This is a genomic window from Mesorhizobium sp. BH1-1-5, from assembly GCF_020165615.1.
Lineage (GTDB): Bacteria > Pseudomonadota > Alphaproteobacteria > Rhizobiales > Rhizobiaceae > Mesorhizobium.
The window spans coordinates 185,582-207,827 of sequence record NZ_JAIUIM010000002.1 but is presented as its reverse complement, the minus strand read 5'-3'; the positions used below and the strand labels follow the sequence as shown (position 1 = coordinate 207,827).

The 22,246-nt window shown below is 64.1% G+C and carries 22 protein-coding genes, 1 other RNA gene and 1 pseudogene; 10 read left to right on the top strand and 14 right to left on the bottom strand.

What is annotated here, in order from left to right; translation table 11 throughout:
- Positions 1–93 precede the first annotated feature (93 nt).
- The gene (locus LB572_RS03620) at positions 94–2,166 is read right to left on the bottom strand and encodes a putative bifunctional diguanylate cyclase/phosphodiesterase (protein ID WP_318013984.1); all 2,073 of its coding nucleotides are present in this window, start codon (positions 2,164–2,166) and stop codon (positions 94–96) included.
- 398 nt (positions 2,167–2,564) lie between these two features.
- Positions 2,565–3,002, bottom strand: a complete 438-nt coding sequence (locus LB572_RS03615; RefSeq protein ID WP_224666746.1) for a hypothetical protein — start codon at positions 3,000–3,002, stop codon at positions 2,565–2,567.
- 230 nt (positions 3,003–3,232) lie between these two features.
- On the opposite strand from LB572_RS03615, the gene LB572_RS03610 reads away from it, so the two are divergent.
- Positions 3,233–4,108, top strand: a complete 876-nt coding sequence (locus LB572_RS03610) for a dienelactone hydrolase family protein (RefSeq protein WP_140809049.1) — start codon at positions 3,233–3,235, stop codon at positions 4,106–4,108.
- A 9-nt stretch (positions 4,109–4,117) separates the two neighbouring features.
- Here LB572_RS03610 and LB572_RS03605 read toward each other — a convergent pair whose 3' ends face one another.
- On the bottom strand, positions 4,118–5,050 hold the full coding sequence (locus LB572_RS03605; protein WP_412033530.1) for an EamA family transporter: 933 nt from the start codon (positions 5,048–5,050) through the stop codon (positions 4,118–4,120).
- A gap of 88 nt (positions 5,051–5,138) precedes the next feature.
- Here LB572_RS03605 and LB572_RS03600 point away from each other — a divergent pair, with 88 nt between their 5' ends.
- On the top strand, positions 5,139–5,615 hold the full coding sequence (locus LB572_RS03600; RefSeq protein WP_224666744.1) for an Lrp/AsnC family transcriptional regulator: 477 nt from the start codon (positions 5,139–5,141) through the stop codon (positions 5,613–5,615).
- Between the two features lie 62 nt (positions 5,616–5,677).
- Here the strand turns inward: LB572_RS03600 and LB572_RS03595 are convergent, their stop codons facing one another.
- Both LB572_RS03595 and LB572_RS03590 read right to left on the bottom strand, forming a co-directional pair.
- Entirely contained in the window at positions 5,678–5,875 is a 198-nt protein-coding gene (locus LB572_RS03595; protein ID WP_027168755.1) for a hypothetical protein, read from the bottom strand.
- Between the two features lie 143 nt (positions 5,876–6,018).
- Positions 6,019–6,504, bottom strand: coding sequence for a thioesterase family protein (locus LB572_RS03590; RefSeq protein WP_224666743.1), 486 nt, complete (start codon positions 6,502–6,504; stop codon positions 6,019–6,021).
- Between the two features lie 165 nt (positions 6,505–6,669).
- Between LB572_RS03590 and LB572_RS03585 the strand changes: the two genes are divergently transcribed.
- Entirely contained in the window at positions 6,670–8,085 is a 1,416-nt protein-coding gene (locus LB572_RS03585; RefSeq protein WP_224666742.1) for an FAD-binding oxidoreductase, read from the top strand.
- A 14-nt stretch (positions 8,086–8,099) separates the two neighbouring features.
- On the opposite strand, the gene LB572_RS03580 is transcribed toward LB572_RS03585, so the two are convergent.
- The gene (locus LB572_RS03580) at positions 8,100–9,068 is read right to left on the bottom strand and encodes a Dyp-type peroxidase (protein WP_224666741.1); all 969 of its coding nucleotides are present in this window, start codon (positions 9,066–9,068) and stop codon (positions 8,100–8,102) included.
- Positions 9,069–9,272: 204 nt separating this feature from the next.
- On the opposite strand from LB572_RS03580, the gene LB572_RS03575 reads away from it, so the two are divergent.
- Complete coding sequence (locus LB572_RS03575) at positions 9,273–13,202, top strand: AsmA family protein (RefSeq protein WP_224666740.1); 3,930 nt, start codon at positions 9,273–9,275, stop codon at positions 13,200–13,202.
- Between the two features lie 242 nt (positions 13,203–13,444).
- Here LB572_RS03575 and LB572_RS03570 read toward each other — a convergent pair whose 3' ends face one another.
- Together LB572_RS03570 and LB572_RS03565 are read right to left on the bottom strand one after the other, a co-directional pair.
- Positions 13,445–13,735, bottom strand: coding sequence for a cupin domain-containing protein (locus tag LB572_RS03570; RefSeq protein WP_224666739.1), 291 nt, complete (start codon positions 13,733–13,735; stop codon positions 13,445–13,447).
- A 246-nt stretch (positions 13,736–13,981) separates the two neighbouring features.
- Entirely contained in the window at positions 13,982–14,410 is a 429-nt protein-coding gene (locus LB572_RS03565) for a MarR family winged helix-turn-helix transcriptional regulator (protein WP_224666738.1), read from the bottom strand.
- A gap of 169 nt (positions 14,411–14,579) precedes the next feature.
- On the opposite strand from LB572_RS03565, the gene LB572_RS03560 reads away from it, so the two are divergent.
- Positions 14,580–16,385, top strand: a complete 1,806-nt coding sequence (locus LB572_RS03560) for a chloride channel protein (protein WP_140809563.1) — start codon at positions 14,580–14,582, stop codon at positions 16,383–16,385.
- Between the two features lie 97 nt (positions 16,386–16,482).
- Here the strand turns inward: LB572_RS03560 and LB572_RS03555 are convergent, their stop codons facing one another.
- From LB572_RS03555 to LB572_RS03540, 4 genes are all read right to left on the bottom strand, one after another.
- The gene (locus LB572_RS03555; protein WP_140809561.1) at positions 16,483–16,710 is read right to left on the bottom strand and encodes a ribbon-helix-helix domain-containing protein; all 228 of its coding nucleotides are present in this window, start codon (positions 16,708–16,710) and stop codon (positions 16,483–16,485) included.
- 8 nt (positions 16,711–16,718) lie between these two features.
- Complete coding sequence (locus LB572_RS03550; protein ID WP_224666737.1) at positions 16,719–16,916, bottom strand: DUF4169 family protein; 198 nt, start codon at positions 16,914–16,916, stop codon at positions 16,719–16,721.
- A 9-nt stretch (positions 16,917–16,925) separates the two neighbouring features.
- Positions 16,926–17,456: an SspB family protein gene (locus LB572_RS03545; RefSeq protein WP_140809555.1), complete on the bottom strand. Its 531-nt coding sequence runs from the start codon at positions 17,454–17,456 to the stop codon at positions 16,926–16,928.
- 116 nt (positions 17,457–17,572) lie between these two features.
- The gene (locus LB572_RS03540) at positions 17,573–18,256 is read right to left on the bottom strand and encodes a TetR/AcrR family transcriptional regulator (RefSeq protein WP_224666736.1); all 684 of its coding nucleotides are present in this window, start codon (positions 18,254–18,256) and stop codon (positions 17,573–17,575) included.
- Between the two features lie 209 nt (positions 18,257–18,465).
- Here LB572_RS03540 and LB572_RS03535 point away from each other — a divergent pair, with 209 nt between their 5' ends.
- The 4 genes and pseudogenes from LB572_RS03535 (at position 18,466) to LB572_RS03520 (ending at position 20,616) form a co-directional block, all read left to right on the top strand.
- A complete protein-coding gene (locus LB572_RS03535) occupies positions 18,466–19,671 on the top strand; it encodes a multidrug effflux MFS transporter (protein WP_041011951.1) in 1,206 nt (401 codons plus the stop codon).
- Between the two features lie 237 nt (positions 19,672–19,908).
- Positions 19,909–20,235 (top strand): PadR family transcriptional regulator, encoded by a 327-nt coding sequence (locus tag LB572_RS03530; protein ID WP_140809549.1) that lies wholly within the window; start codon positions 19,909–19,911, stop codon positions 20,233–20,235.
- Positions 20,184–20,315: pseudogene (locus LB572_RS34570) on the top strand (hypothetical protein); the annotation flags it as partial. The gene LB572_RS03530 and the pseudogene LB572_RS34570, both read left to right, overlap by 52 nt.
- Positions 20,316–20,364: 49 nt before the next feature.
- A complete protein-coding gene (locus tag LB572_RS03520; protein ID WP_224666735.1) occupies positions 20,365–20,616 on the top strand; it encodes a GIN domain-containing protein in 252 nt (83 codons plus the stop codon).
- A gap of 16 nt (positions 20,617–20,632) precedes the next feature.
- Here the strand turns inward: LB572_RS03520 and LB572_RS03515 are convergent, their stop codons facing one another.
- Both LB572_RS03515 and ssrA read right to left on the bottom strand, forming a co-directional pair.
- Positions 20,633–21,184: an AAA family ATPase gene (locus LB572_RS03515; protein ID WP_224666734.1), complete on the bottom strand. Its 552-nt coding sequence runs from the start codon at positions 21,182–21,184 to the stop codon at positions 20,633–20,635.
- Between the two features lie 101 nt (positions 21,185–21,285).
- Positions 21,286–21,647: a transfer-messenger RNA gene (gene ssrA / locus LB572_RS03510) on the bottom strand.
- A 168-nt stretch (positions 21,648–21,815) separates the two neighbouring features.
- Here ssrA and LB572_RS03505 point away from each other — a divergent pair.
- The gene (locus LB572_RS03505; protein WP_140809541.1) at positions 21,816–22,127 is read left to right on the top strand and encodes a DUF2853 family protein; all 312 of its coding nucleotides are present in this window, start codon (positions 21,816–21,818) and stop codon (positions 22,125–22,127) included.
- The last annotated feature ends 119 nt before the right edge of the window (positions 22,128–22,246 follow it).

Sequence of the window (22,246 nt, the reverse complement as noted above, 5' to 3'; positions counted from 1 at the left end):
TCCGGTGCTCACGTACTTTAGCACGCTCCGCTCCGGTTCTCGGACCGAGCCATTCTCGGCTCGGCCTGACCTGAATCTCAGCACACCTATGCGCTAGGCAACGGCTTGGGCAGGTGCCGTAAACGACGCTGCGCTTGTCGCGACCTCGGCGCGGTGGCCGAGCGCGAAGATCTCGCCGAAGGGCGCCGGGCGGCCGAGCAGGAAGCCTTGCGCCTCGTTGCAGCCTTCGGCGCGCAGGATCGACAATTGGCTGTGCGTCTCGACGCCCTCGGCCAGCACCGGGATGTGGAGGCTCTGGCCGAGCGCCAGAACGGCGCGGATGATGGCCTTGGCCTGCGGGCTGGTTTCGACCTCCGACATGAAGGAGCGATCGAGCTTGATCTTGTCGAACGGGAAGGCGCGTAGTGTCTCCAGCGAGGAATAGCCGGTGCCGAAATCGTCGATGGCGATGGTGACGCCCAGCGCCTTGATCCGCCGCAGGATGTTCAAGGTGCGGATCTTGTCGGCGATGATGGTGGTTTCGGTGATCTCGAGCTCCAGCCGGCTCGGCTTGAGCCCGGTCTCGAGCAGGATCTCGTGGACGAGCTTCGGCAGGTCGGCATGGGCGAACTGGACCGGAGAGAGATTGACCGCGACCTTGTAGGGATGATCCCAGGAGGCGGCCTTGGCGCAAGCGGTGCGCAGCACCCACTCGCCGAGCGGCAGGATGAGACCGTTTTCCTCGGCCAGCGGAATGAACTCGGCCGGAGAAATATTGCCCCTGGTCGGATGCTTCCAGCGCAACAGCGCCTCATAGCCGCGGATGTCGCCGGTCGAGACCGAAGTCTGGACCTGGTAATGGAGGTCGAGCTGGCTATTCTCGACGGCATCGCGCAGGTCGTTGGCCAGTGTCCGGTTGGCGCGGACGGCCTCGTCCATGGCCTGCTCATAGAAGCAGACATTCTGGGTTATGTTCGCCTTGGCGCGGTACATGGCAAGGTCGGCGTTGTTGACCAGCGTTTCGCGGTTGTGCGCGTCATTCGGGTAGATGGCGATGCCGAGGCTGGCGCCGGTGGTGGTTTCGATGTCGCCGACCCTGATCGGCGCGAACAGCGCCGCTTCGAGGCGCGAAATGAAATCGACAAGGTCCGACTGGTTCTTCATGCGCTTCACGCCGGCGAACTCGTCGCCGCCGAGGCGGGCGACGAACTCGCCTTCCTGCAGCAGCGCACCCATGCGCTCGGCCAGGTTCTTCAAGGTCTGGTCGCCGGCGCCGTGCCCCCAGATGTCGTTGATCTCCTTGAACCGGTTGAGATCGATGCCGATCACCGCGACCTTGCCGCCGAGCTCGCGGGCCCGGTCGATCTCGCGGTCGAGATGATCGTTGAAGTTCGCCCGGTTGGGCAGCCCGGTCAGCGTGTCGTTCATCGCCAGATGATGCAGGCGCTGGAAGGCTTCCGAGCGCGTCCGGTCGTCGATCAGATAGCTGGCAAGGCCCGTGCCGATGATGATCAGGCCGGCGACGGCAACACCGAGCGCCATGGCGTGCAAGGCCATCGCATCGCCATTGGCGCCGCGCGTCACCAGCGGCGTCACCTGCACCGCCGCCATCGCGGTGAAATGCAGGCTGACGATGGCCAGCACCAGAACGGCCGCGGCCCAGTAGTTGCGACCGGACAGCCGCTCGTTGAGGGCGGCGCTCACGGCGAGGCAGGCAAAGACCACGGAGAGCAGGACAGAGGCGGCAATATAGGTCGTGTTCCATTCGACGATGCCGTCGACATGATAGGCGGCCATGCCTGTGTAGTGCATGCCGGAGATCGCGAGGCCGACGATGACGCCTCCGACGATCGGGGCGACGCGCGGAGCGTGGGTCGTTGCCGCGATGAAGCCGGCGGCGGTGCCGGTGATGGCGATGAACAGCGAGGTGATCGTCAGCACCGGATCGAAGGCAATCGGGGCGCCGGGATCGTAGGCCAGCATGGCGATGAAATGCGTGCACCAGATGGATGATCCCGCGCAGACCGAGGTCAGGAAATGCCAGCCGACCTGCTGCAGGCCTTTGGCTTCATGCGCACGCAGGAAAAGCCGGATCGTCGCCCAGGAGCCAGCGCTGCAGACCAGCGCAGCGACCAGCACGAGCCACAAATTGTGATCGACCGTCACGCAGGAGATGACGCGCATCATGGCCGGGTAACCCTTCGTTTTCGGGGGTGCCGGACCTTCTTGCCTCCTCAAACGGCCGCCCGGCGTCCGTCAGCGCGAACGGCCGATTGCCATATCCGGGCGAGGGGTTTGACCGAGGCGATGAAAGGCAGCCGCCCCCAATGCGGATACCGATAGTTCAATCAGCACAATCGGATGCAACTTCTAATGGGTGGTTAATTGCAATTAACGGAGCCTTGGCGGCTATGGAAATGGTTTCCGGAATATGTACGAAGGTTCTAAAGTAGGAATAATATCGATATTCCAGGCAAACAGAGCCGCATCCGGCGGGATATCCCGCGATCTGTCGTCGAACGCGACCGGCAAAAAAGCGAATCAGCCCGTTGCCGAATGGCCACCCAGGACCCGTTCGGAATGCTTCAAAGCCCGAGATGGCTCCTCAGGCTCGGTACCTGGTCCAACACCTGGTTGGTCAGGTCAGGGCCGGCGGCGGCCTCGGCCTGCTGGATCAAGGTCTCGCCGGCCTTCTGGATTTGCGCCATGTCGAGGCCCGAAGCCTTGAGCGCCGCGACGCCGTTGATCAGCGCGCCGGCTTTTTCGCCCAGCACGCCGCCAAGCGCGCCCTGCAGCGACGACAGAAGTCCGCCGCCCGAACTTGCCGCCGCGCCGGCGGCCATCACGTCATATTTCTGGGCTAGCGCGCCGGCGCCGGGGATCTGGTCGAAGAAGGACGAAACGCTGGTGCCTTCAGCCTCGTGCTCGAGCACGGAAAAGATGGTGCCGACAACCTTCTCGGTGGTCGGCTCGTCGAGGCCGGCCTTCGAGGAAACGGTGTTGATGATATCCTGGACGTTCATGGCATTCCCCTTTCGTCATTCGTGTCGGTGCGGCGGCTCAGGCAACCTCGCCCCCTAATGTGACAACACCATCAAGACTTTCGGAAATGACCAAAACGTGATGAATCAAGCTGGCTTGTCGGCAAAGCGGCTCTACTAAGGCTCTGCAAGGGATCGTCACCCGAGCGTGACTGGACCGCGTGATTCTCGACCCTATCTTGCGGATCATCCCTGAACTGTCGAGGACAGCCATGACCGAACCCGCCATCACTCAGGCGATGATCGATGCGTATGACGAATACACGCATCTGACGCTCGACCGCCGCCGCTTCATGGAGCAATTGACGAAGCTGGCGGGCTCGGGCGCCGCGGCGGCCGCGATCGCGCCGATGCTGGCGGCCAATTCCGCCAAGGCGGCGATCGTCGCCGAGGACGACAGCCGCGTTAAGGGCGAGGACATCACCTATCCCGGTTCAAGCGGCGCGATGAAGGGCTACCTGGTCAAGCCGGCCGGTCAGTCCGGCAAGCGCGGCACCGTCATCGTCATCCATGAGAACAGGGGTCTCAACGCGCATATCCGCGATGTCGCGCGGCGTGTGGCGCTGGAAGGGTTCGTCGCGCTGGCGCCGGACTTCCTGTCGCCGCTTGGCGGCACCCCCTCCGACGAGGACAAGGCGCGCGACATGTTCACCAAGCTCGACGCTGCCCAAGTCGCGGCAGAGGGCGTGGCGACGATCGCCTATCTCAAGGGCCTCGAGGACGGCAACGGCAAGGTCGGGGCGGTCGGGTTCTGCTGGGGCGGCGGCGCGGTGAACCAACTCGCCGTCCATGCGCCCGACCTCAGCGCCGGCGTCGCCTATTACGGCATGCAGCCCAAGGCCGAGGACGCCGCGAAGATCAAGGCGCCGCTGCTCCTGCACTACGCCGGGCTCGATACGCGCACCAATGCCGGCATCGATGCCTACAAGAAGGCGCTCGACGCCGCGCATGTCGAATACAAGGTCTATGTCTATGAGGGCGCCAACCATGCCTTCAACAACGACACCTCGGCCGCGCGTTTTGACAAGAAGGCCGCCGATCTCGCCTGGGGTCGAACGATCGCCTTCCTGAAAGACAAGCTCGCATAGCCGAGTCGTCTAGGCATTTGCCGCCGGCTTGTGGAAGGCGACGCCTGCGATCACCAGCGCGATACCCATGCAGTCTGTGATGCTCGGCACCTGGTGCAGCACGATGACGCCGATCAGCGTTGCCGTGAGCGGCAGGAGCGAGAGCATCAGCGCGAAGCTCGCTCGCGGCAGCCTCGCCATGGCGAACTGGTCGCAGATGTAGGGGATGACCGAGGAGCAGACGCCGACGCCGATAGCGGCGGCGAGCAGTTGCGGCGATGAGAAGGCGGGCAGCGCCTCGCGGAAGCCGATGGGCAACACGATAAGGAATGCGATCGCCATGGCGGCCCCGAGGCCGGCGATGCCGATGCCTGCCTGGGCGACGCGGTGGCCGATCACGATGTAGCCGACGAACAGCGCGCCGTTCAAAAAAGCCCAGAACAAGCCGACCGGATCGCTGGACCATTTCACGTCTATGAGCAGCAAGGTGCCGATGACGGCGACGGCCAGCGCAGCTAAGTTCCGCCGGCTGCGCAGGCCGACCAGCGCCACCCCGATCGTGCCGACGAATTCGATCGCCGCCACCAGCGAGATCGGCAGCCGGTCGAGCGCCAGATAAAACGAGCAGTTCATCACCGCCAGGCAGATGCCGAATGCCAGCAACAGGAGCCGCTGAGCGCGATCCGCGTCGGCGAAAACGCGCCAGGGTCTGGTCAACGGGGCGAAGATCAGAGCGGCGGTGGCGATGCGCAGCCAGGCCATGCCGAGCACCCCGACCTGGTCGAAAAGCAGCACCGCGAAGGCCGGCCCCAGATAGTGGAACACGGCGCTGACGCAGAACCAGACATGCGGCGGCAACGTGTTGGCCATTCCAGCAAGTGTCGTGGGGCGGGCGAGGGCGGGCCGCGCGTCGGCATCACCGGTGGCCCGGTTTGCAGCAGGGATTTGCGTTTGAGTTTTCATGCGCGCATTATCGCAGGCGAAATTCGCGAACTATATGCGTCGTGAATGGCTTGGAAGCCATTTTGCTTTCTTATGGAAGAGATTCGATTTGAAAAACCTTCGAAGCGAAAATGTCGATCTCGACGCGATCGATCTGAAGGTTCTGCGGCTCCTGGAAAAGGATGCGCGCATCAGCACGGCGGAACTGGCGCGCGCGGTCGGGCTGTCGGCGCCGAGCGTCGCGGAGCGCATCCGCAAGCTGCAGGAGAACGGCGTGATCGAGGCCTACACGGTCAGGATCAACCCGGCCGCTCTCGGCATGAAGCTGTCGGCATGGCTGAGGATAAGGCCCGTGCCGGGACAACTTTCCGTGGTGGCGGACATCATCCGCGAACTGCCGGAAATCGCGCAATGCGACCGGGTGACCGGCGAGGATTGCTTCATCGCGCTCGCCCATGTCGGCTCGGTGAGCGAGCTCGAGCGCGTCATCGACCGGATCATCCCCTATGCGATGACCAACACCGCCATCATCCAGTCGTCACCGGTCGAGCCGCGCTCGCCGCTGGGTGGCTTCAAGCAGAAGTAACGGGCCGATAGAGCAATCCCGGAAAGCGCCGCGCGGTTCGGAATTGCGCAGGAACAGGAAGGTCAGGCGTGGCCGCGCTTCATGCGCGCCTGCTTCAGAATCGCGCGCCAGCGGATCATGTCGAACGGGATAGGTTCGTTGTTGTTGGCGATGTGGAAGATCTCGTTGTTGACGTTCTTCAGCGATCGCCAGAAATCATAGTCGGTAATGCGTGGATCGGCCGCCAACCGTTCCACTTCGACCTTGATGTCGGTTTTCATGCACTGTCCTCGCACCGCATTCCGCCAGCCGCCCGCGCGCAAACCCGGGGCGGTTTTCGAACGCGCCAGTGAGTCGTTCAACGGACTCAACCGACTTGTTCACGTTAAAACCTTGGTAAGGTTAACGCGGGCGTTCGGGTGCTTCAAGCGCTCTTGCGCTTGATGCCGATCGAGCGGCCGGCGCGCTCCGGCATCGGCAGCGCCGCATGGGTGGCGCGCACGGCTTCCAACTTGGCCATCACATCGGCAGGGAAGGGAGCGACCTTCGGTCCGTCCATGTCGACATGCAGCGACAGCGTTTCGGACGTGGCGGCGAGCCAGCCGTCGACATGGCGGATTTCCTGATAGGTTCTCAACCGCTTGTCATCATGATCGATGAGCTGGAATGAGACCATGACCGTGTCGTGGAGATGCAGCTCGCGCACGTAGCAGACATGGACTTCCGCGGTGTAGACGCTGAGGTGGCGCTCCCTGGTATAGTTTGCGTCCACTCCCATCATTGTGAACGCTTCGTCGGTGCCGCGGTCGAACAGCACGTTGTAATAGGCCATGTTGAGATGGCCATTATAGTCGATCCAGTCCTTCTCGATCGCCAATGGGCGGGAAATGATAGGGGCAGGGATCGTCATTGGTTTTCCTTGATCGTCGCTGGACAGGGCGTGGCTGCTAAGATTCTCGTTGTTCTGGCGCAAAGTCGCCGAGCCTAACCGCTTGGCACTTGTCCTCGAATTGCTTTAGGCATCATCCATAGCTGCATAACAAGGGTGGCCGCTGGTCCATTCGCGGAGGAATTCATGGCTTTGAGCGACCTCAACCCGGTCGAACGAAACGAGGAAGGCATCGCCACGGTGCTCGGCATCCTCAAGCAGCGCTTCGGCGAGCGCTTCCAGACCGGCGAGGCGATACGCGGCCAGCACGCGCACACCACCACCTATATCGCGACCCAGGCGCCGGACGGCGTCGCCTTCGTCGAGACGAGCGCGGATGTGCAGGAGATCGTGCGCGCCTGCGCCGCCCACCGCGTGCCGGTCATCGCCTTCGGCGTCGGCTCCTCGCTCGAGGGCCACACCAACGCGCCGGGCGGCGGCATCTCCATCGACACCTCGCGCATGAACCGGATCCTCGCCGTCAATCCGCAGGATCTCGACTGCACCGTCGAGCCCGGGGTGACGCGCGAGGACCTCAACAGGCACCTGCGCGACACCGGCCTGTTCTTTCCGATCGATCCGGGCGCCAACGCCTCGCTCGGCGGCATGGCGGCGACGCGCGCCTCTGGAACCAATGCAGTGCGCTACGGCACGATGCGCGAAAACGTGCTGTCGCTGACCGCCGTCATGGCCGACGGCGAGACGGTGACTACGGGCAAGCGGGCGAAGAAAAGCTCGGCCGGCTACGACCTGACGCGGCTTCTGGTCGGTTCGGAAGGCACGCTCGGCATCATCACCTCGCTGACGCTGAGGCTGCAGGGCATTCCGCAGGCGATCTCCGGCGGCGTCTGCCCGTTTCCGAGCCTGGAGGCGGCCTGCAACACCGTGATCGCGACCATCCAGATGGGCATTCCGGTGGCGCGCATCGAACTGGTCAACGCGCTGCAGATGCGGGCGATGAAGAACTATTCCAAGCTCGACTATCCGGAGAGCCCGTGCCTGTTCGTCGAGTTCCACGGCAGCGACGCCGGAGTCGCCGAACAGGCCGAGACGTTCGGCATGATCGCTGAGGAGAATGGCGGCGGACCATTCCTGTGGACCAGTGTCGCCGAGGAGCGAACAAAGCTCTGGAAAGCGCGGCACGATGCCTATTGGTCGTCGCTAACGCTGCGCCCGGGCGCCAAGGGGCTGTCGACCGACGTCTGCGTGCCGATCTCCAGGCTTGCCGAATGCGTCACCGAGACCGAAGCCGACATCGCGGAAATGGGACTGGTAGCACCGATCGTCGGCCATGCCGGCGACGGCAATTTCCACGTGCTGGTGCTGATGGATGTCGATAATCCGGCCGAGATCGCGCTCGCCGAGAAATTCGTCGCCCGGCTCAACATGCGCGCCATTGCCATGGAGGGCACCTGCACCGGCGAGCACGGCATCGGCCAGGGCAAGGTCGGCTTCCTGCGCCACGAGCTCGGCCATGGCGTCGATGTCATGCGCACGATCAAGCAGGCGCTCGATCCGCTGAACATCATGAACCCGGGCAAGATTTTGCCGGCGGCGGGATAGCCCGCCGCCCAAATCTATTCCGCCGCCCCCTCGACCAGCTTCTGCAGCATGGGCCGTGTCGGCGCGAAGAAGGTCGTGCCGGTGTGCGGGGTGGAGAAGTCGAGCAGCCGGTCATAGGCGCCGGGCGGCTCGCCGACATACATGCGCTGCAGCATCTTCTCGATCACCCACAGATAGCGCGTGTAGCCGATGAAATAGGTGCCGAACTCGTTCTGCCCCGGACGGCCGAACGGCATGTTGTCGCGCAGGATGTCGTATTCGTTACCGGCGTCGTCCTCGATCGTGGCCAGCGACTTGTGCGACTTGCGCGGCTTGTCGTCGTCATCGATCTCGATGTTGTCGATCTTGGTGCGGCCGATGATTTCTTCCTGGACATGAGTCGGCGTTTTTCCCCAGGCGGCCATGTCGTGCAGGTATTTCTGCACGACGACATAGCTGCCGCCGGCGAAGTCGCCGTCCTCGTCGCCGACCAAGGCGGAAGCAGGCAGGTCGAGGCCGGTCGGGTTGGCGGTGCCGTCGACAAAGCCCAAAAGGTCGCGCGCGTCGAAATAGCGAAAGCCCGAAACTTCGTCGACGACGGTCACGCCGTCGCCCAGGCCGTTCAGCAAAATGCGCTCGAATTCGAAGCACATATCGGGCCGCTCGGCGCGGATGTGGAAGAGCAGATCGCCCGGTGTCGAGGGCGCCGAATGCGCCGCTCCCTCGATCGGCGCGAAGGGTTTCAACTCGCGCGGCCGCCGGTTGGGCGACAGACGGTTCCACAGCCCGGCGCCGATGCCGGCAATGCAGGACAGGCGGCCCGATAGGTCGCGGAAGCCGACATTCTTGACGAGGTCGTCAAGCTCGCCCAGCACCGAAGCGACCTTCGACAACGCGGCCTTGTCGCTGCCGACCGTCACCACCAGGAAAATCGCGGCCATCGATAGAGGAGCGTCGACGCTCTGTGCGTCGATAGGCACTCTATCCCAGTTCTTGCCTGACATCGGGAATGCTCCGTGCTGGGTTCAGATGAGACGGCCAGGACATGGCCGTTGGGGCGGGATGGTCCGGAAAAAGATATCGCGACCGCTTGCGGTCGCGCAACAGCGGACACTGCTCGGCAATCACAAGCCGTCGATGGTGGAATTGCCTCTTTATCGACACGCGGATGCAGGTAGAGTGCGGCTGACTTTCAACCCGGGAAACAGATGCTCGCCCGCCTGTTCGTGATCTTCGGTGGCCTGTTCGTGCTGGTGCTGTGCGCGGCGCTGGTGGTGCCGTATTTCATCGACTGGACGGGCTACCGGAGCGATTTCGAGCGCGAGGCGAGCGCTTTCCTTGGCCGCAAGGTGACGGTGAAGGGCGATGCGACGGCGCGGCTGCTGCCGTTTCCCTCGGTGACCTTCTCGAATGTCGAGGTCGCGGGCGGTCCAGAAGGTCAGCCGGCGATGACGGTCGAGACTTTCTCCATGGACGCGGAGCTCGCGCCCTTCCTGCGCGGCGAGGTGCTGATCTTCGACATGCGGCTGGTGCGCCCCAAGGCGACCATAGACGTCGCCGGCGACGGCAAGGTCGATTGGGCGATCCGGCCGTCGACGCCATTCGACCCGGGTCAGATCGCCATCGAGAAGCTGACCGTGACCGAAGGGCAGATCGAACTGCGCCATGCCGCTGGCGGACGCCGTCACGTGATCTCCAAGATCAACTCGACGATTTCAGCCAAGGCGCTCATCGGGCCCTGGCGCATGGACGGCACGTTGCGCTTCGATGGCATGCGCGCGGAAGTGTCGGCTTCCACCGGCAAGCTCGAGGCCGACGGTCAGATGCGGCTCAGGCTGAAAGCGGATCCGGATGCCTATCCGCTGATCATCGAAACCGACGGCAATGCCGGCATCGTCAAGGGTGCGGCCGTCTATTCCGGCCAGTTCAAGATTTCCGGTGCGGACAAGAACTCGGCCGAGCTGCGCGGCAATGGTGGCGAGCCGGTCAAGATCAGCACTGGCAAGCCCGACCCGGGCTTCCGGCTGAACGGCAAGTTCGCGCTCGACCACCAGAAGCTCAATGTCGATGAGTTCCGCTTCGAGACCGGACCGCTCGACAATCCTTATACCGCCGACGGCAAGGCATCGGTCGATCTCGGCCTGAAGCCGCATTTTGCGGTCGAGGCGAGCGGCGCGCAGGTGCAATTCGACGAGGCCGTCGGCGCGGCCGCCGGCGCCGGCTTCACGCTCGACCAGCGCATGGCGGCATTCGAGCAGACGCTGCAGCACATGCCGAAGCCGACGATACCGGGCACGGTCGAGGTAAGGCTGCCGGCGGTGGTGGCGGGCGACACGACGGTGCGCGACGTGCGGCTGTCGGCCGAGCCGGTCGAAGGCGGCTGGTCGGTGAAGTCGCTTGCCGCGACGCTGCCTGGCCGCACGACGCTCGAAGCCGACGGCATGCTCAGCGTCGAGGACCATTTCGGCTTCACCGGTTCGTTGCTGCTGGCCGTCGGACAGCCTTCCGGCTTTGCCGCCTGGCTGTCGAAGGATGTCGACGAGGCCATCCGCCGGCTGCCCGCGGCAGGCTTCAAGGCCAAGGTCGATCTCAGCGAGAACCGGCAGTCCTTCAGCGATCTCGAACTCATCCTCGGCAAGGCGAAATTTTCGGGCAGCATCGATTCCAGCCAGCCGGACGGCGCCAGGCCATCGGTGCTGATGCGGCTGACAGGCGGCGAAATGGACCTGGACGGGCTAGCGGCCTTCGCCTCGATCTTCATCAGCGACAAGGGCGCCAACCGCTTTTCCGATCGCGACCTCGATTTCCAGATCAAGGCGGGTCCGGTCAGCGCCGGCGGCTTGAGCGCCGACACCGTCGACACGGCGCTGCGGCTGCGCGAGGGCCTGCTCGAGATCGACCGGCTTTCGATCGGCGGCCTGGCCGGCGCCTCGATCAGCGCCACGGGCCGGGTCAAGGATTTTCCGCAGAGCCCGACCGGCAAGCTCAACGCTTCCGTGGTAGCGGTGGACCTCAAGCCGCTGATCGATGTCGCGGCCCAGCACTATCCCGACAGTGGCGTGCTCAAGGGCCTGGCCAGCCGCGCGGCGGCCTATCCCGAACTGTTCCAGGACGCGCGCATCGACCTTTTGACCAGCGCCGCCGACAATGGCGACGGCACCACGGGCCTGGCGCTCTCAGCCCAGGGCAAGGCCGGCGGCTCGGCCTTCTCGGCCTCGCTTTCCGGCAAGGGAGCCGCGGACAAGCTCTCCGAGGCACCGGTGTCGATCACCTTCAACGCCCGCAACGAGAATGCCACCACGCTGCTTGCTCTTTACGGCCTGCCGGCGCTGCCGCTCGGCATGCTCGGCCACGCCAACACCGACGTCTCGGCGAAGGGCTCGCTCGCCGGCGGTCTCGCGACCAGCTTCAACCTGACGGCAGATGACTTCAAGGCGAGCTTCGACGGCACCGTCGCCGCGGCGGCGCAAGGCGCCACCGCCAAAGGCAAGGTCAATCTCGATGCCGCCGATATCGAGCCGTGGCTGATGACGACGGGGGTAGGCCTGCCCGGCATGGGAACCGGGACGTCGACGTCGCTTTCGGCCGATGCCGATTTCGGCAATGGGCTCCTGGTGCTGAGCGGTCTCAACGGTTCGATCAACAAGGCGGCGGTCTCCGGCGACGTCAACATCGACGCCAAGGACGGGCTGCCGCATCTTGCCGGAGCGCTGGCGCTCGACGAGCTAGACCTCGATCCGCTGGCGGTCTCGCTGTTCGGCGATCAGTCCTTCGCCCCCGCCAAGGGCGGATGGCCGACGACGCCGTTCAGCCAGAAATCGACCCTGCCGTTCAACGCCGACCTCGATCTCAACACGTCGGCGCTCGCCGCCGGGCCGTTCGCGACGGCGCATGACGCTTCATTCTCGCTCAAGCTCGATCGCGAAGGCATCCATGTCTCCGAGCTCAAGGCGAAGCTCTATGGCGGCGATCTGACCGGCCTGTTCGACTTGAAGAACACGGAGGGCACCGGCCTGTTCTCCGGCCAGATGAGGCTCGCCGGCGGCGATCTTTCCGCGGTCATGCCGGGCGCCGGTATCGGCGGCAGCGGCGATCTTTCGGCGGCGCTGTCGACCAGCGGCAAATCGGTCGATGCCATGATCGCGGCCCTGTCCGGATCCGGCACCGCGGCGCTGAAGGGATTGAAAGTCGACGGTGTCAATCCGGACGGCTTTGGCGCGATCATCGCCAAGGCCGATGCGATCGGACGCGATATCGACACGGCCAAGACGGCGGACTTCGCGCCGCAGATCGTCGGGGAGGGCAGCTTTGCCGCCGGCGACACGGATGTAGCCTTCACCGTCGCCAACGGCACGCTGCGGGCGCCGCCGATCAGCCTCGACAATCCAGGCGCGAGTTTGTCCGCCGACGTGACGGCCGATCTCAACACGAGCACCGTCACGGCAAAGGGGGCGCTGACCTACCGCCCCGGCGACGAGGCGCTGGTCGGCTCCGAACCTGCCGTCAATTTCAGCCTGGCCGGCCCGCTCGGGGCGACCGCGCCCCAATTCGACAGCGGTCCGCTGGCGCAATTCCTGACGCAGCGCGCGCTGGAAAAAGAACAGCAGCGAGTCGAGGCGATGCAGGCGGCACTGCTCGAGAAGCAGCGGCTGCGGCGCGAGGTGCGCTACTACGCGGCGCTGCAGACGGAGCGCGACAACGCGGCCGAGGAGCTGCGCCGGCAAGAGGAAGAGGCGCGGCAGAAGGCCGAGGCGGAAGCCAAGGCGAAAGCCGAAGCTGAAGCGCAGGCACAGGCGGAAGCCGAGGCAAAGGCCAAGGCCGACGAAGAGGCGAGGGCGAAAGCGGAAGCCGACGCCAAGGCGCAGGCCGACGCGGATGCCAAGGCGAAGGCCGATGCACAAGCGAAGGCCGAGGCCGAGCAGCGGGCCGCGGACGAGGCGGCCAAGGCGCAGGCGGAAGCCGATCGCAAGAAGGCGGAGCAGGCGAAGCTGGAAGCAGCACGCAAGGCGGCCGAGCAAATGCGCAAGGTCGACGGATCGCTGCCCGGCGTCAATGACGGTTCGACCCCGGCACCTGCGAAGCCGAAGGCCAATCCGTTCACGATCGACAATCTGTTGAAGTCGCTCGACGGCGGTTGAGCTTCACGTCACACGCTTGGCGGACCTGGTTCCCCAGCACAGGGATTTGACCGGTCGGTTCTGTTTGCGTTGGCATGCCTTGGAGATTGGACGAAACGCCCACCTAATTCGCAAAATGACCCAAAGCGACGTCACCTGCATCTCTAAGTCAGATGGAAGGCTCCCACGCACCAATCAGATGCGACGCTTCGTGGTCCCCCGGCCACCGAGGCATTGAGATGCAGATGAACTTGAAGGGGGTGTCACCGACGTTTCTGTATTGAAAGGGCGGTGCCAACTGGTATGTCGACAGACACTCCGGGCACGAGCGCCGTCACACGCTCTTCTGTCTCGTCCCTTCGCCAGATTTCTCCCGCTCCCTCCAACACGTACCAGAACTCACTGACCGTCGCGTGAATCGTTGCTCTATTAATCTGACGGGGCGGCACGGTGCTGTGGATCATATTCCCAGTAGCGCCGTCCATGATGAAACGGATATCTGCCCCTGCCGGTGATTTTGCGTCAGGCACGGAAGAAAGAGTGGTTTCTTTCAACTAATATTCCTCAAGTTGAAGCGGCCGTCTCCGGACGAGCGAGACAGTGCCGATGATAGGTTCGTCCTGCATTGTGAATGCTATAGTCGCAAATGCGGCATGTTGCAGGGTTGAACAGGTTGGGAGTGTGTCCGTTATTGGCGCATTTCGGAAGTCCACCCGACGCTTCGCGACTACCGGATAGCGGACACTCGAGAACCGGCCCCGGCGTTTATGAGTTCACGGCCTACTTGAATATCTTGGCGCCTACGACTCTTCCTGGCGCGGGAGCAGACGCCGCAGCACTGGCTCGATGCGCGAAAGCTCGTCGAGATGCGCGGCCGACAAGTCGGCCAGGTGGTCGTCGGCCAAAGAGGTGAGCTGCAGCAAGACACGGCGGTGATCGCTCTTGTCCTGGTCGCGAATGACCAGGCCTGCCTCGGCAAGGCGGTTCACCAGTTCCACCGCGCTGTGGTGGCGGATGCGCAGCCGCTCGGCGAGATCGCCCACAGCCACCGGTCCGCCGCCGGGAAATCCCTTGATCGCCAGCAGCGCCTGATGCTGGCGCGGCGTGAGGCCCGCCTCATTCGCCTGGACCTGGCTGAATTCGAGAAAGCGGCGGATCAGGTAACGGAACTGCGACAGCCGCTGGTAGTCAGCCTGGCTGATGGCGGGGCGTGGTTTCGGCGGCGTCATTCCCCGACTTATGGTCCTTTCCCGCAAAAGCTCAACAGGCCGTCGCGATCCTGTGCAAAATGACGCGGCGCAGCGTTCGAAAACGACTTGAAGATTTATATCGTATTACGATATGAGGCCAGCTGAAACCGGACGGCCTTCGCGCCGCCAGAAAGTTCAGGCTCCCAAAATGAAATCCGCTCACGCCGGCAACGGCCATCTTCGCGACTTCACGACCGATCCGCGCGTGCTCCTCATCGCCGCCATCGCCGTGGTGGTGGCGACCGCCGGGCTCCTTGCCGGCATCGTGCTCCTGAAGCTCATCAGGCTTGCCACCAACATCGCCTATTTCGGCCAGTTCTCGCTGGCCGACCTCAAGCTCGAGGATACGCCGCTTGGGCTCGCCGCCGTGATCGTGCCGGTGGTCGGCGCGCTGATCATCGGCCTGATGGCGCGCTTCGGCAGCGAGAAGATCCGCGGCCACGGCATTCCCGAGGCCATCGAGGCGATCCTTCTCGGACGCTCGCGGCTCGACGCCAAGGTCGCGGTGCTGAAGCCGCTGTCTTCGGCGATCTCGATCGGCTCGGGCGGACCGTTCGGCGCCGAAGGCCCGATCATCATGACCGGCGGGGCCATCGGCTCGCTGATCGCGCAGATGCTGCCGGTCAGCGACAATGAGCGCAAGACGCTGCTGGTGGCGGGCGCGGCGGCCGGCATGACGACGGTGTTCGGCACGCCGATCGCCGCCATCATGCTTGCCGTCGAGCTGCTTCTGTTCGAGTGGACGCCGCGCAGCTTCATCCCTGTCGCCGTCGCCGCGATCGTCGCGGAGGTCGAGCGCACCCTGCTGCACCTGCCGAGTCCGATCTTTCCGTTCTCCGGGACCATGGATTCATCGATCGCCGGGCTGGGCGGCTGGGTGCTGGTCGGCATCGCCGCCGGGCTGCTCTCGGGACTGCTGACGCAATTGGTCTATGCCTGCGAGGACGCCTTCCTGAAGCTGCCGATACACTGGATGTGGTGGCCGATGATCGGCGGCCTGGTGGTCGGCATCGGCGGGCTGATCGAGCCGCACGCGCTTGGCGTCGGCTACGACAACATCGCCAACATGCTCGACGGCCGCACGGTCGCCACCGCCGCGCTGCTGCTTCTGGTGGTAAAGGCCGTCATCTGGGCGGTCGCGCTGGGGTCGGGAACCTCGGGCGGCGTGTTGGCGCCGCTGCTCATCATGGGCGGCGCGATGGGAGCGGTGCTTTCGGGCATCCTGCCCGAGGCGAGCCCCGGCTTCTGGCCGCTGCTGGCGATGGCTGCGACCATGGGCGGCACCATGCGCGCGCCGCTGACCGCGACTTTCTTCGCCACCGAACTCACCGGCAACACGCATGTGCTGGTGCCGCTGATCGCGGCCTGCGCCACCGCGCACGCCGTCACCGTGCTGTTGATGAAGCGCTCGATCCTGACCGAGAAAGTGGCGCGGCGCGGGCATCACCTCGTGCGCGAATACCGCGTCGATCCTTTCGCCCTGACCAGGGTCAATGAAGTGATGACGACCAAGGTCGAGAGCGTGCCGGCGACGATGACGCTGCATGGCGCGGCAACGTTCCTGACCGCGCCGGACACACGGCATCCGAGCTTTCCGGTGATCAATGAAGCGGGGCATGTGCTCGGCGTCATCGATCCGCCGGCGATCCTGCGCTGGCGTCGTAACGGCAAGCACCGCAATGCGACCCTCGGCGAACTGCTCGCCGGCAGCAAGATCACGCTCGCTTATCCGGACGAATATCTGGAGGCGCTTTCCGACAAGCTGCTGCTTGCCAATGTCTCGCACCTGCCGGTGGTCTCACGCGAGGATGAACGGCTCATCGGCTATATCGGCTGGAAAGACATGATGCGGGTGCGGTCGAAAAAGCAGGCGGAGGAGCGCGACCGCACCGCCTTGCTCAGCTTTGGCGCAAAGCGCAAGGCGCAAAAAGGCGTCAGCGACAGCGCGGCCTAGAGCAATTCCAGGAAAAATGTGAGCGGTTTTCCGTCCGGAATTGCGTCAAAACAAGAAGATAGAGCGGTTCGCCGTTTCGGTGAAACGGTGAAACGCTCTAGGTCGCGTTGCCGCCGCGTTTCGCCCAGGCCAGCACATAGAGCCTCAGCGCGGATGACAGGTTGGCGTCGCGGGTGCGCGTCTCGTCGATCTCCGCAACCAGGGCCGCGAGCGACAGCGACCGTTGCGCGGCGATGGCGATGAGGTCGTCATAAAAAGGCTGTTCCAGGGAAAAGCTGGTGCGGTGACCGCGGATCGTTACCGAACGTTTTTCGACCGCGGCCATTGTCAGACTCAGCGCTTGCCGGGGTCGTCGGGCTTTTCCCGGCGATGGCCGGCCACGAATTTCTCGGCCTTTTCCGAGGCCAGCCGGTCACGCTCGCGTTCCGTCTTCGATCGGCCGTGCAGCGCCCGGTTCTCGCCGGCCTGGCGTTCTTTCTCGATGCGCGCTTTCTGCTTGCGGGCCTGGCGGAGATTGACGACCTCGCCCATGGCGCCGGGCTACTTCTTGCGGAAGGCGTCGAGCGAAACGACGTCGGCGCCCTTGCCGCCTGTCTCGGCGACCGCCGGCTTCTTTTCGGCCTCGGCGGCCTTCTTCTTCGTTTCCGCCTTCTTCTCGGGGACGACCGCGATCGGCTCGGGCGCCGGAGCGGCGGCCTCGTCTTCGGCGCTCTCCGTCTTGACGTCGAATTCGAGCTCGAAATTGACCGACGGATCGTAGAAGCCGCGCACGGCGGAGAAGGGGATCTCCAGCTTCTCCGGCACGTCGGAGAAGGAAAGCCCGACCTCGAAGCCGGCATCCGTCACCTTGAGGTCCCAATACTGAAACTGGATGACGATGGTCATCTGCTCCGGATAGCGCTCGCGCAGCCTGGACGAGATGCGCACGCCGGGCGCGCCGGTCAGGAAGGTGATGAAGAAATGATGATTGCCCGGAAGGCCGGTGCGCGCGACCTCGGCCAGGACCTTGCGCATCACGCCGCGCAGAGCCTCCTGGGCCAGAATATCGTAACGGATGTGGTCGTCGGCCATCTGATGGTCGGGTTCCGTTGAATCGTCCGCATAGCTGTAATCAAGCTTGGGCGCGGCGTAAACCGCATATAGGCGCAAAGGCGTGAGGCCAAGGGGGGTGCCGGCGATTTGATCGCTCAGGCGTGAACGAGCGCTGCCTGTTTGCCGGCTGGCGACTTCTTCCTGGCGAAGGCGCCGAGAAAGGTCCGCACGCCGTTGGTGGCGGAGCGCAGCACCTCTTCCTCGGTCGGCATGCCGCCCAGCATGAAAGTGATCTGAAGCTCGGCGTTGACGAGGGCGAGGAACTGACGTGCCGCGACGTCGGGATCGCCGATCGACAGATGCCCGGCGAAGGCAAGCCGGGCGAAGCGCGCGGCAAGCGCCGACCAGGTGCGGCTCGGGCCCTGTTGGCGCCATTCGGCAAACAGTTCCGGATAACGCTCGCCTTCGGCCTGGATCAGCTTGCGCAGGAAACGGCCGTCGCGGTTGCAGATGCAGTTGCGGTTCATGCGCACGGCAAAGGCGATGAGATCAGCTTCCAGGTCCGTGGGCTGGTCGGGGAAACTGGCGATGGTGGCGAAGATGCCGGCATTGCAGCGCTCCGTCAGGTCGCGCACGACGGCGACGAAAAGCTTTTCCTTATCGCCGTGATGGTTGTAGACGGTCTGGCGCGAGACGCCGGCCTCGGCCGCGATCAGGTCGATATTGGCGCCGGCATAACCTTCACGGCAGAAGACGGAAGCGGCTGCATCCACCACCGACACGCGCTTGGCCTCATGGCTGCGTGGCGGGAAAGTGTCAGGAGAAACGCCGTGCTTCATGAAAATCTATATAGCGGTGATTGACGAATTGGACAAGCCTGTCTAAATTTGTGGACAAAACAAGGGGGAATCCCGCTGGAGAGACGAATATGTTCGCCCTGACAGGCGAATGAATTCGCTCTGGACTGTAGGATTTCCCACGGGATGGAACGTCCTGGGTTCAGACGCCGGTATTTGCGGCGACAACCAGATCCGAAAAGAGCCTTATCATGAGTCCTAAATTCCTCCGCATCGCGGTCGTGCTCGGCTTGTTGTCCGCGATCGGCCCATTTGCGATCGATATGTATCTGCCCGCGCTGCCTTCGATAGGCCAGGATCTGCATGCCGGCACGGCCGCCGTGCAGATGAGCCTTCTGATCTTCTTCCTGTCGATGGGCTTCGGGCAGATCGTCGTCGGCCCGATCTCCGACATGGTCGGCCGCAAGGCGCCGCTCTATGCCGGCCTCGCGCTGTTCATGGTCGGCGGCGTCGGCTCGGCGATGGCGCCGACCATCGAGTGGCTGATCGCCTTCCGCTTCCTGCAGGGGCTCGGCGCCAGCGCCGGCATGGCGGTGCCGCGCGCCATCGTGCGCGACCTGCACACCGGCAACGAGGCCGCCAAGCTGATGTCGCTTCTGATGCTGGTGTTCTCGGTGTCGCCGATCCTGGCGCCGCTGACCGGCAGCCAGATCATCGAGAGTTTTGGTTGGCGCGCCGTGTTCTGGACCGTCACGGGCGCCGCGGCGCTTGCAACGATCCTGCTCGCCACCTCGCTCAAGGAAACCCGCCCGGTCGAGGAGCGCGCCGGCTCGTCCTTCGGCACGGCGCTTGCCGGCTACCGCTACCTGATGGGCGACCGCAACTTCCTAGGCCTTGTGGCGATCGCGGGCTTCGGCATTGCGAGCTTCTTCGTCTATCTGTCGAGCTCGTCCTTCATCCTGATCGACCATTACGGCCTGTCGCCGTCGGTCTACAGCGTGTTCTTCTCGATCAACGCTGTCGCCTTCATCGGCATGTCGCAGCTGACCGGGATGCTCGCCGACCGTTTTGGTTTGAAGCGCGTCGTCTGGGTGGCGGTCACCGGCTATGCCACGGTCATGGTGGCGCTGTTCGCCATCATGGCCTCGGGCGTCGACCGGCTCGATGTGATGGCCGCACTGCTCTTCGTCGGCTACGGCTTCCTTGGCCTAGTCATCCCGACCACCTCGGTGCTGGCGATGGAAGAGCATGGCGAGATCGCCGGCACGGCCTCAGCGCTGATGGGCACGCTGCATTTCGCCATCGGTGCGCTGGCGATGGGCGTTGCCGGCATCTTCTTCGACGGCACGCCGCTGCCGATGGTGGCCGGCATCACGCTCTGCGCGGTGATCTCCTTCACGCTGGCCAAGCTGACGCTCGGCCGAGCACGCGAAGCGGTCGAAGCGCCGGCGGAGTAAGCAATCGCCGACAAGACAGGAAGGCCGGGTCGATCCCGGCCTTTTTTGTGTCTGGCATAAACTGCACCCGAGGCCGCGGCTTTGCGCGATGCGGCTATCTCATCAGCAATGTCGTTTGAGAGCTTCAGCCACTTGGTCGGCCGCGCCGCTGCCGTTACACGGCTATCACATTTAAGTTGGTACCTTGTATAAAAAGATACCTGCCTATATGTTGTACCGGAGACGGCGGGAGCGACCATGACCGATCCAAATGACGTCCAGCTGAAGAAGGGGGCGCTCGAATTGTGTGTGCTCGCCTTGCTCGCCCGACGCGAAAGCTACGCCTACGAGATCGCCAGCACGCTTGCCGAGCGTGTCGGCATGGGGGAAGGGACGATCTATCCGCTGATGCGGCGCATGCAGAGCGACGGGCTCGTCGAGACGTGGCTGGTCGAATCGACGAGCGGGCCCCCTCGCAAATACTACCGGCTCACCCCGGCCGGCAGGGCCGCCTACGAAGCGCGCAGCCAGGAATGGCGGAGCTTTGTCGATGCCGTCGACCTGTTCCTTGGAGAGATGCAATGAGCCGCGATTCGTTCCTTGTTTCCCTGCGCGCCAGCCTGGCCGGACTGCCTTCGGCCGAAGTCGACGAAATCGTCGCCGACTACGCTGCCCATTTCGACGAGGCGCGGGCTTCCGGGCGCAGCGAAGAGGATGTCGCCCAGGCGCGCCAGCGGCAGCGTCCAGGATCTCTCCTTGCGTATCTCAGGCTCGGGCTCGGGCGACCTTGGCAAGCTCGCGGCCAAGACCGCCAGTATCCAGATCAGCGGCAGCGGCGACGCCGATGTCGCTCCGCAGGACCAGGCCGACATCCGCGTGTCGGGCAGCGGCAATGTGAAGGTCCATGGCAACCCGAAGATCAGCTCGCATGTCAGCGGGAGCGGCAGGGTGGAGACGGTGCCCTGAGCGGCCGCAAGGCCGCTCAGACCGCACTCCGATCGAGGACGAAGCGCACCCGTTCCTCGACCGGGGCGAGAGGCAACGGCACCAGTTCGTAACCGAGCTCCGCATAGACGCCGGTCACCGAGCGGAATGTGCGCCCGGCCTCGTCGAGCGTCTGCTTGCGCTCCTCGTCCTGGGTGAAGATCTCCGGCCAGGGCGGCGCGACGAAGACACGGCGCGCGTAGCGGAATTTCCGCGCAGCGCTTGCGACGTGGTCGGGCACCGGCAGGCCGCAGAGCCTGAGATAGCCGATCGTGTCGGGCGCGCCGCGGTCGAAGAAGATTGGGCCGGGCGGTTTGGCACGCGCGGCGTGCCAGGAGCGCAGCTCCCACGACAGCATCAGCTCGGCAAAAAGCGTGCGGTCCTGCCAGGGAAGGGCAGGGCCGTCGATGGCCATCTGGTCGCGGATGATGCCGCGTCCGGCTTCGGGGGCTGTCGCGAAACCCTGGGCCCGCAGCGCCTCGATCAAGGTGGTCTTGCCGGAACCCGGACCGCCGGTCAGCACGAAGAATCGGTCGCAATCGTTTTGCATCGCTGTCCATGGATGATGGACGGCAAGGCTGCACGCCGCGCATCGAGCGCCGGACGAGCCTTGGCCGTGCGGTTGGTCTGGGAAGACGCAAAGAGGGGGAAGGTGGAGGTTTCTGTTGCCAGGTACCTCCGAACCCCGCCTAGAAGTGCGAACCGCTAGGACTTGATTTGAAGCGTTCGCGCCGCATTAAGCAGCGAGACGAGCTTCCGCATAGTTGTCGTTGGCAACTATAAGTTTAGCCCGATGACGGTGGTACAATGCCGGGCAAAAGTACGATCTTTACACCTTCGTCGATCCTATTTCGCCCCCAGCAAAAGCCGCTCCCATTTAGGAGAGCGGTTTTTGGTGGAGGCGCCGGGTACCGCCCCCGGGTCCGAACGGCTTATTTCATCGCCTGTTTATCGCCATAGTCGGTCAAGCCGACGAAGCGAATATAGGGACCGATAACGGAAAAAGAAAGGCCAAACCGGCGCTTATCCGGTTATGCCAAACTGTGCAGCCAAGGGTTGACTTGCGCGCCCAGTCAATCAAATCTCGCTCCCGGTGAGGAGTCTCTGACTTAGCGCACAGGTTGCGTAGCGCGCCACAACCCTCACCGATCGGATCGGTGGCGCCGACGAGGGGAAGTTTGATGGCCGACTATCTTGCGGATGTGAAGAAATACGATGCCGGCGCCAGCGCCGACACGGTCGATAAGATCGTCAAGCATCTGGGCATTGCGCTCAGGAACCGCGATTCCTCGCTGGTGTCCTGCACCGACCCGAAGGAACTCGACCGCGTGCGGGAGAACTGGATCGGCAAGAAGCTCGGCATCGCGGATGCCGCAAAGGCCAACGCATCGATCGAGAAGACCTGCAAGGCGATGCATGCCGACAACACCAAAAGCCGCGTGACCTTCTATTATCTGGTCGCGAAGGATCTCGGCAAACTCGGCTCGCTCTGAGGCACTGCCATCCGGCGGCCGGCACGTAACCGTGCCGGCACCGTAAACTTTTGGCGCGATCCACATCCGCAGCCTGCTTTGCGGTGTTCGACGGGCTGTCAGTCGGCTATGATTGGCTG

Excerpts from the sequence above, each read along its gene's own strand:
- LB572_RS03530 (WP_140809549.1), top strand. The coding sequence starts at position 19,909 with ATGACCGATCCAAATGACGTCCAGCTGAAGAAGGGGGCGCTCGAATTG.
- LB572_RS03580 (WP_224666741.1), bottom strand. The coding sequence starts at position 9,068 with ATGTCAGGCAAGAACTGGGATAGAGTGCCTATCGACGCACAGAGCGTC.
- LB572_RS03620 (WP_318013984.1), bottom strand. The coding sequence starts at position 2,166 with ATGATGCGCGTCATCTCCTGCGTGACGGTCGATCACAATTTGTGGCTC.
- LB572_RS03565 (WP_224666738.1), bottom strand. The coding sequence starts at position 14,410 with ATGACGCCGCCGAAACCACGCCCCGCCATCAGCCAGGCTGACTACCAG.
- LB572_RS03560 (WP_140809563.1), top strand. The coding sequence starts at position 14,580 with ATGAAATCCGCTCACGCCGGCAACGGCCATCTTCGCGACTTCACGACC.
- LB572_RS03520 (WP_224666735.1), top strand. The coding sequence starts at position 20,365 with ATGTCGCCCAGGCGCGCCAGCGGCAGCGTCCAGGATCTCTCCTTGCGT.
- LB572_RS03585 (WP_224666742.1), top strand. The coding sequence starts at position 6,670 with ATGGCTTTGAGCGACCTCAACCCGGTCGAACGAAACGAGGAAGGCATC.
- LB572_RS03505 (WP_140809541.1), top strand. The coding sequence starts at position 21,816 with ATGGCCGACTATCTTGCGGATGTGAAGAAATACGATGCCGGCGCCAGC.
- LB572_RS03595 (WP_027168755.1), bottom strand. The coding sequence starts at position 5,875 with ATGAAAACCGACATCAAGGTCGAAGTGGAACGGTTGGCGGCCGATCCA.
- LB572_RS03550 (WP_224666737.1), bottom strand. The coding sequence starts at position 16,916 with ATGGGCGAGGTCGTCAATCTCCGCCAGGCCCGCAAGCAGAAAGCGCGC.
- LB572_RS03605 (WP_412033530.1), bottom strand. The coding sequence starts at position 5,050 with ATGAAAACTCAAACGCAAATCCCTGCTGCAAACCGGGCCACCGGTGAT.
- LB572_RS03575 (WP_224666740.1), top strand. The coding sequence starts at position 9,273 with ATGCTCGCCCGCCTGTTCGTGATCTTCGGTGGCCTGTTCGTGCTGGTG.
- LB572_RS03545 (WP_140809555.1), bottom strand. The coding sequence starts at position 17,456 with ATGGCCGACGACCACATCCGTTACGATATTCTGGCCCAGGAGGCTCTG.
- LB572_RS03590 (WP_224666743.1), bottom strand. The coding sequence starts at position 6,504 with ATGACGATCCCTGCCCCTATCATTTCCCGCCCATTGGCGATCGAGAAG.
- LB572_RS03615 (WP_224666746.1), bottom strand. The coding sequence starts at position 3,002 with ATGAACGTCCAGGATATCATCAACACCGTTTCCTCGAAGGCCGGCCTC.
- LB572_RS03515 (WP_224666734.1), bottom strand. The coding sequence starts at position 21,184 with ATGCAAAACGATTGCGACCGATTCTTCGTGCTGACCGGCGGTCCGGGT.
- LB572_RS03555 (WP_140809561.1), bottom strand. The coding sequence starts at position 16,710 with ATGGCCGCGGTCGAAAAACGTTCGGTAACGATCCGCGGTCACCGCACC.
- LB572_RS03535 (WP_041011951.1), top strand. The coding sequence starts at position 18,466 with ATGAGTCCTAAATTCCTCCGCATCGCGGTCGTGCTCGGCTTGTTGTCC.
- LB572_RS03540 (WP_224666736.1), bottom strand. The coding sequence starts at position 18,256 with ATGAAGCACGGCGTTTCTCCTGACACTTTCCCGCCACGCAGCCATGAG.
- LB572_RS03610 (WP_140809049.1), top strand. The coding sequence starts at position 3,233 with ATGACCGAACCCGCCATCACTCAGGCGATGATCGATGCGTATGACGAA.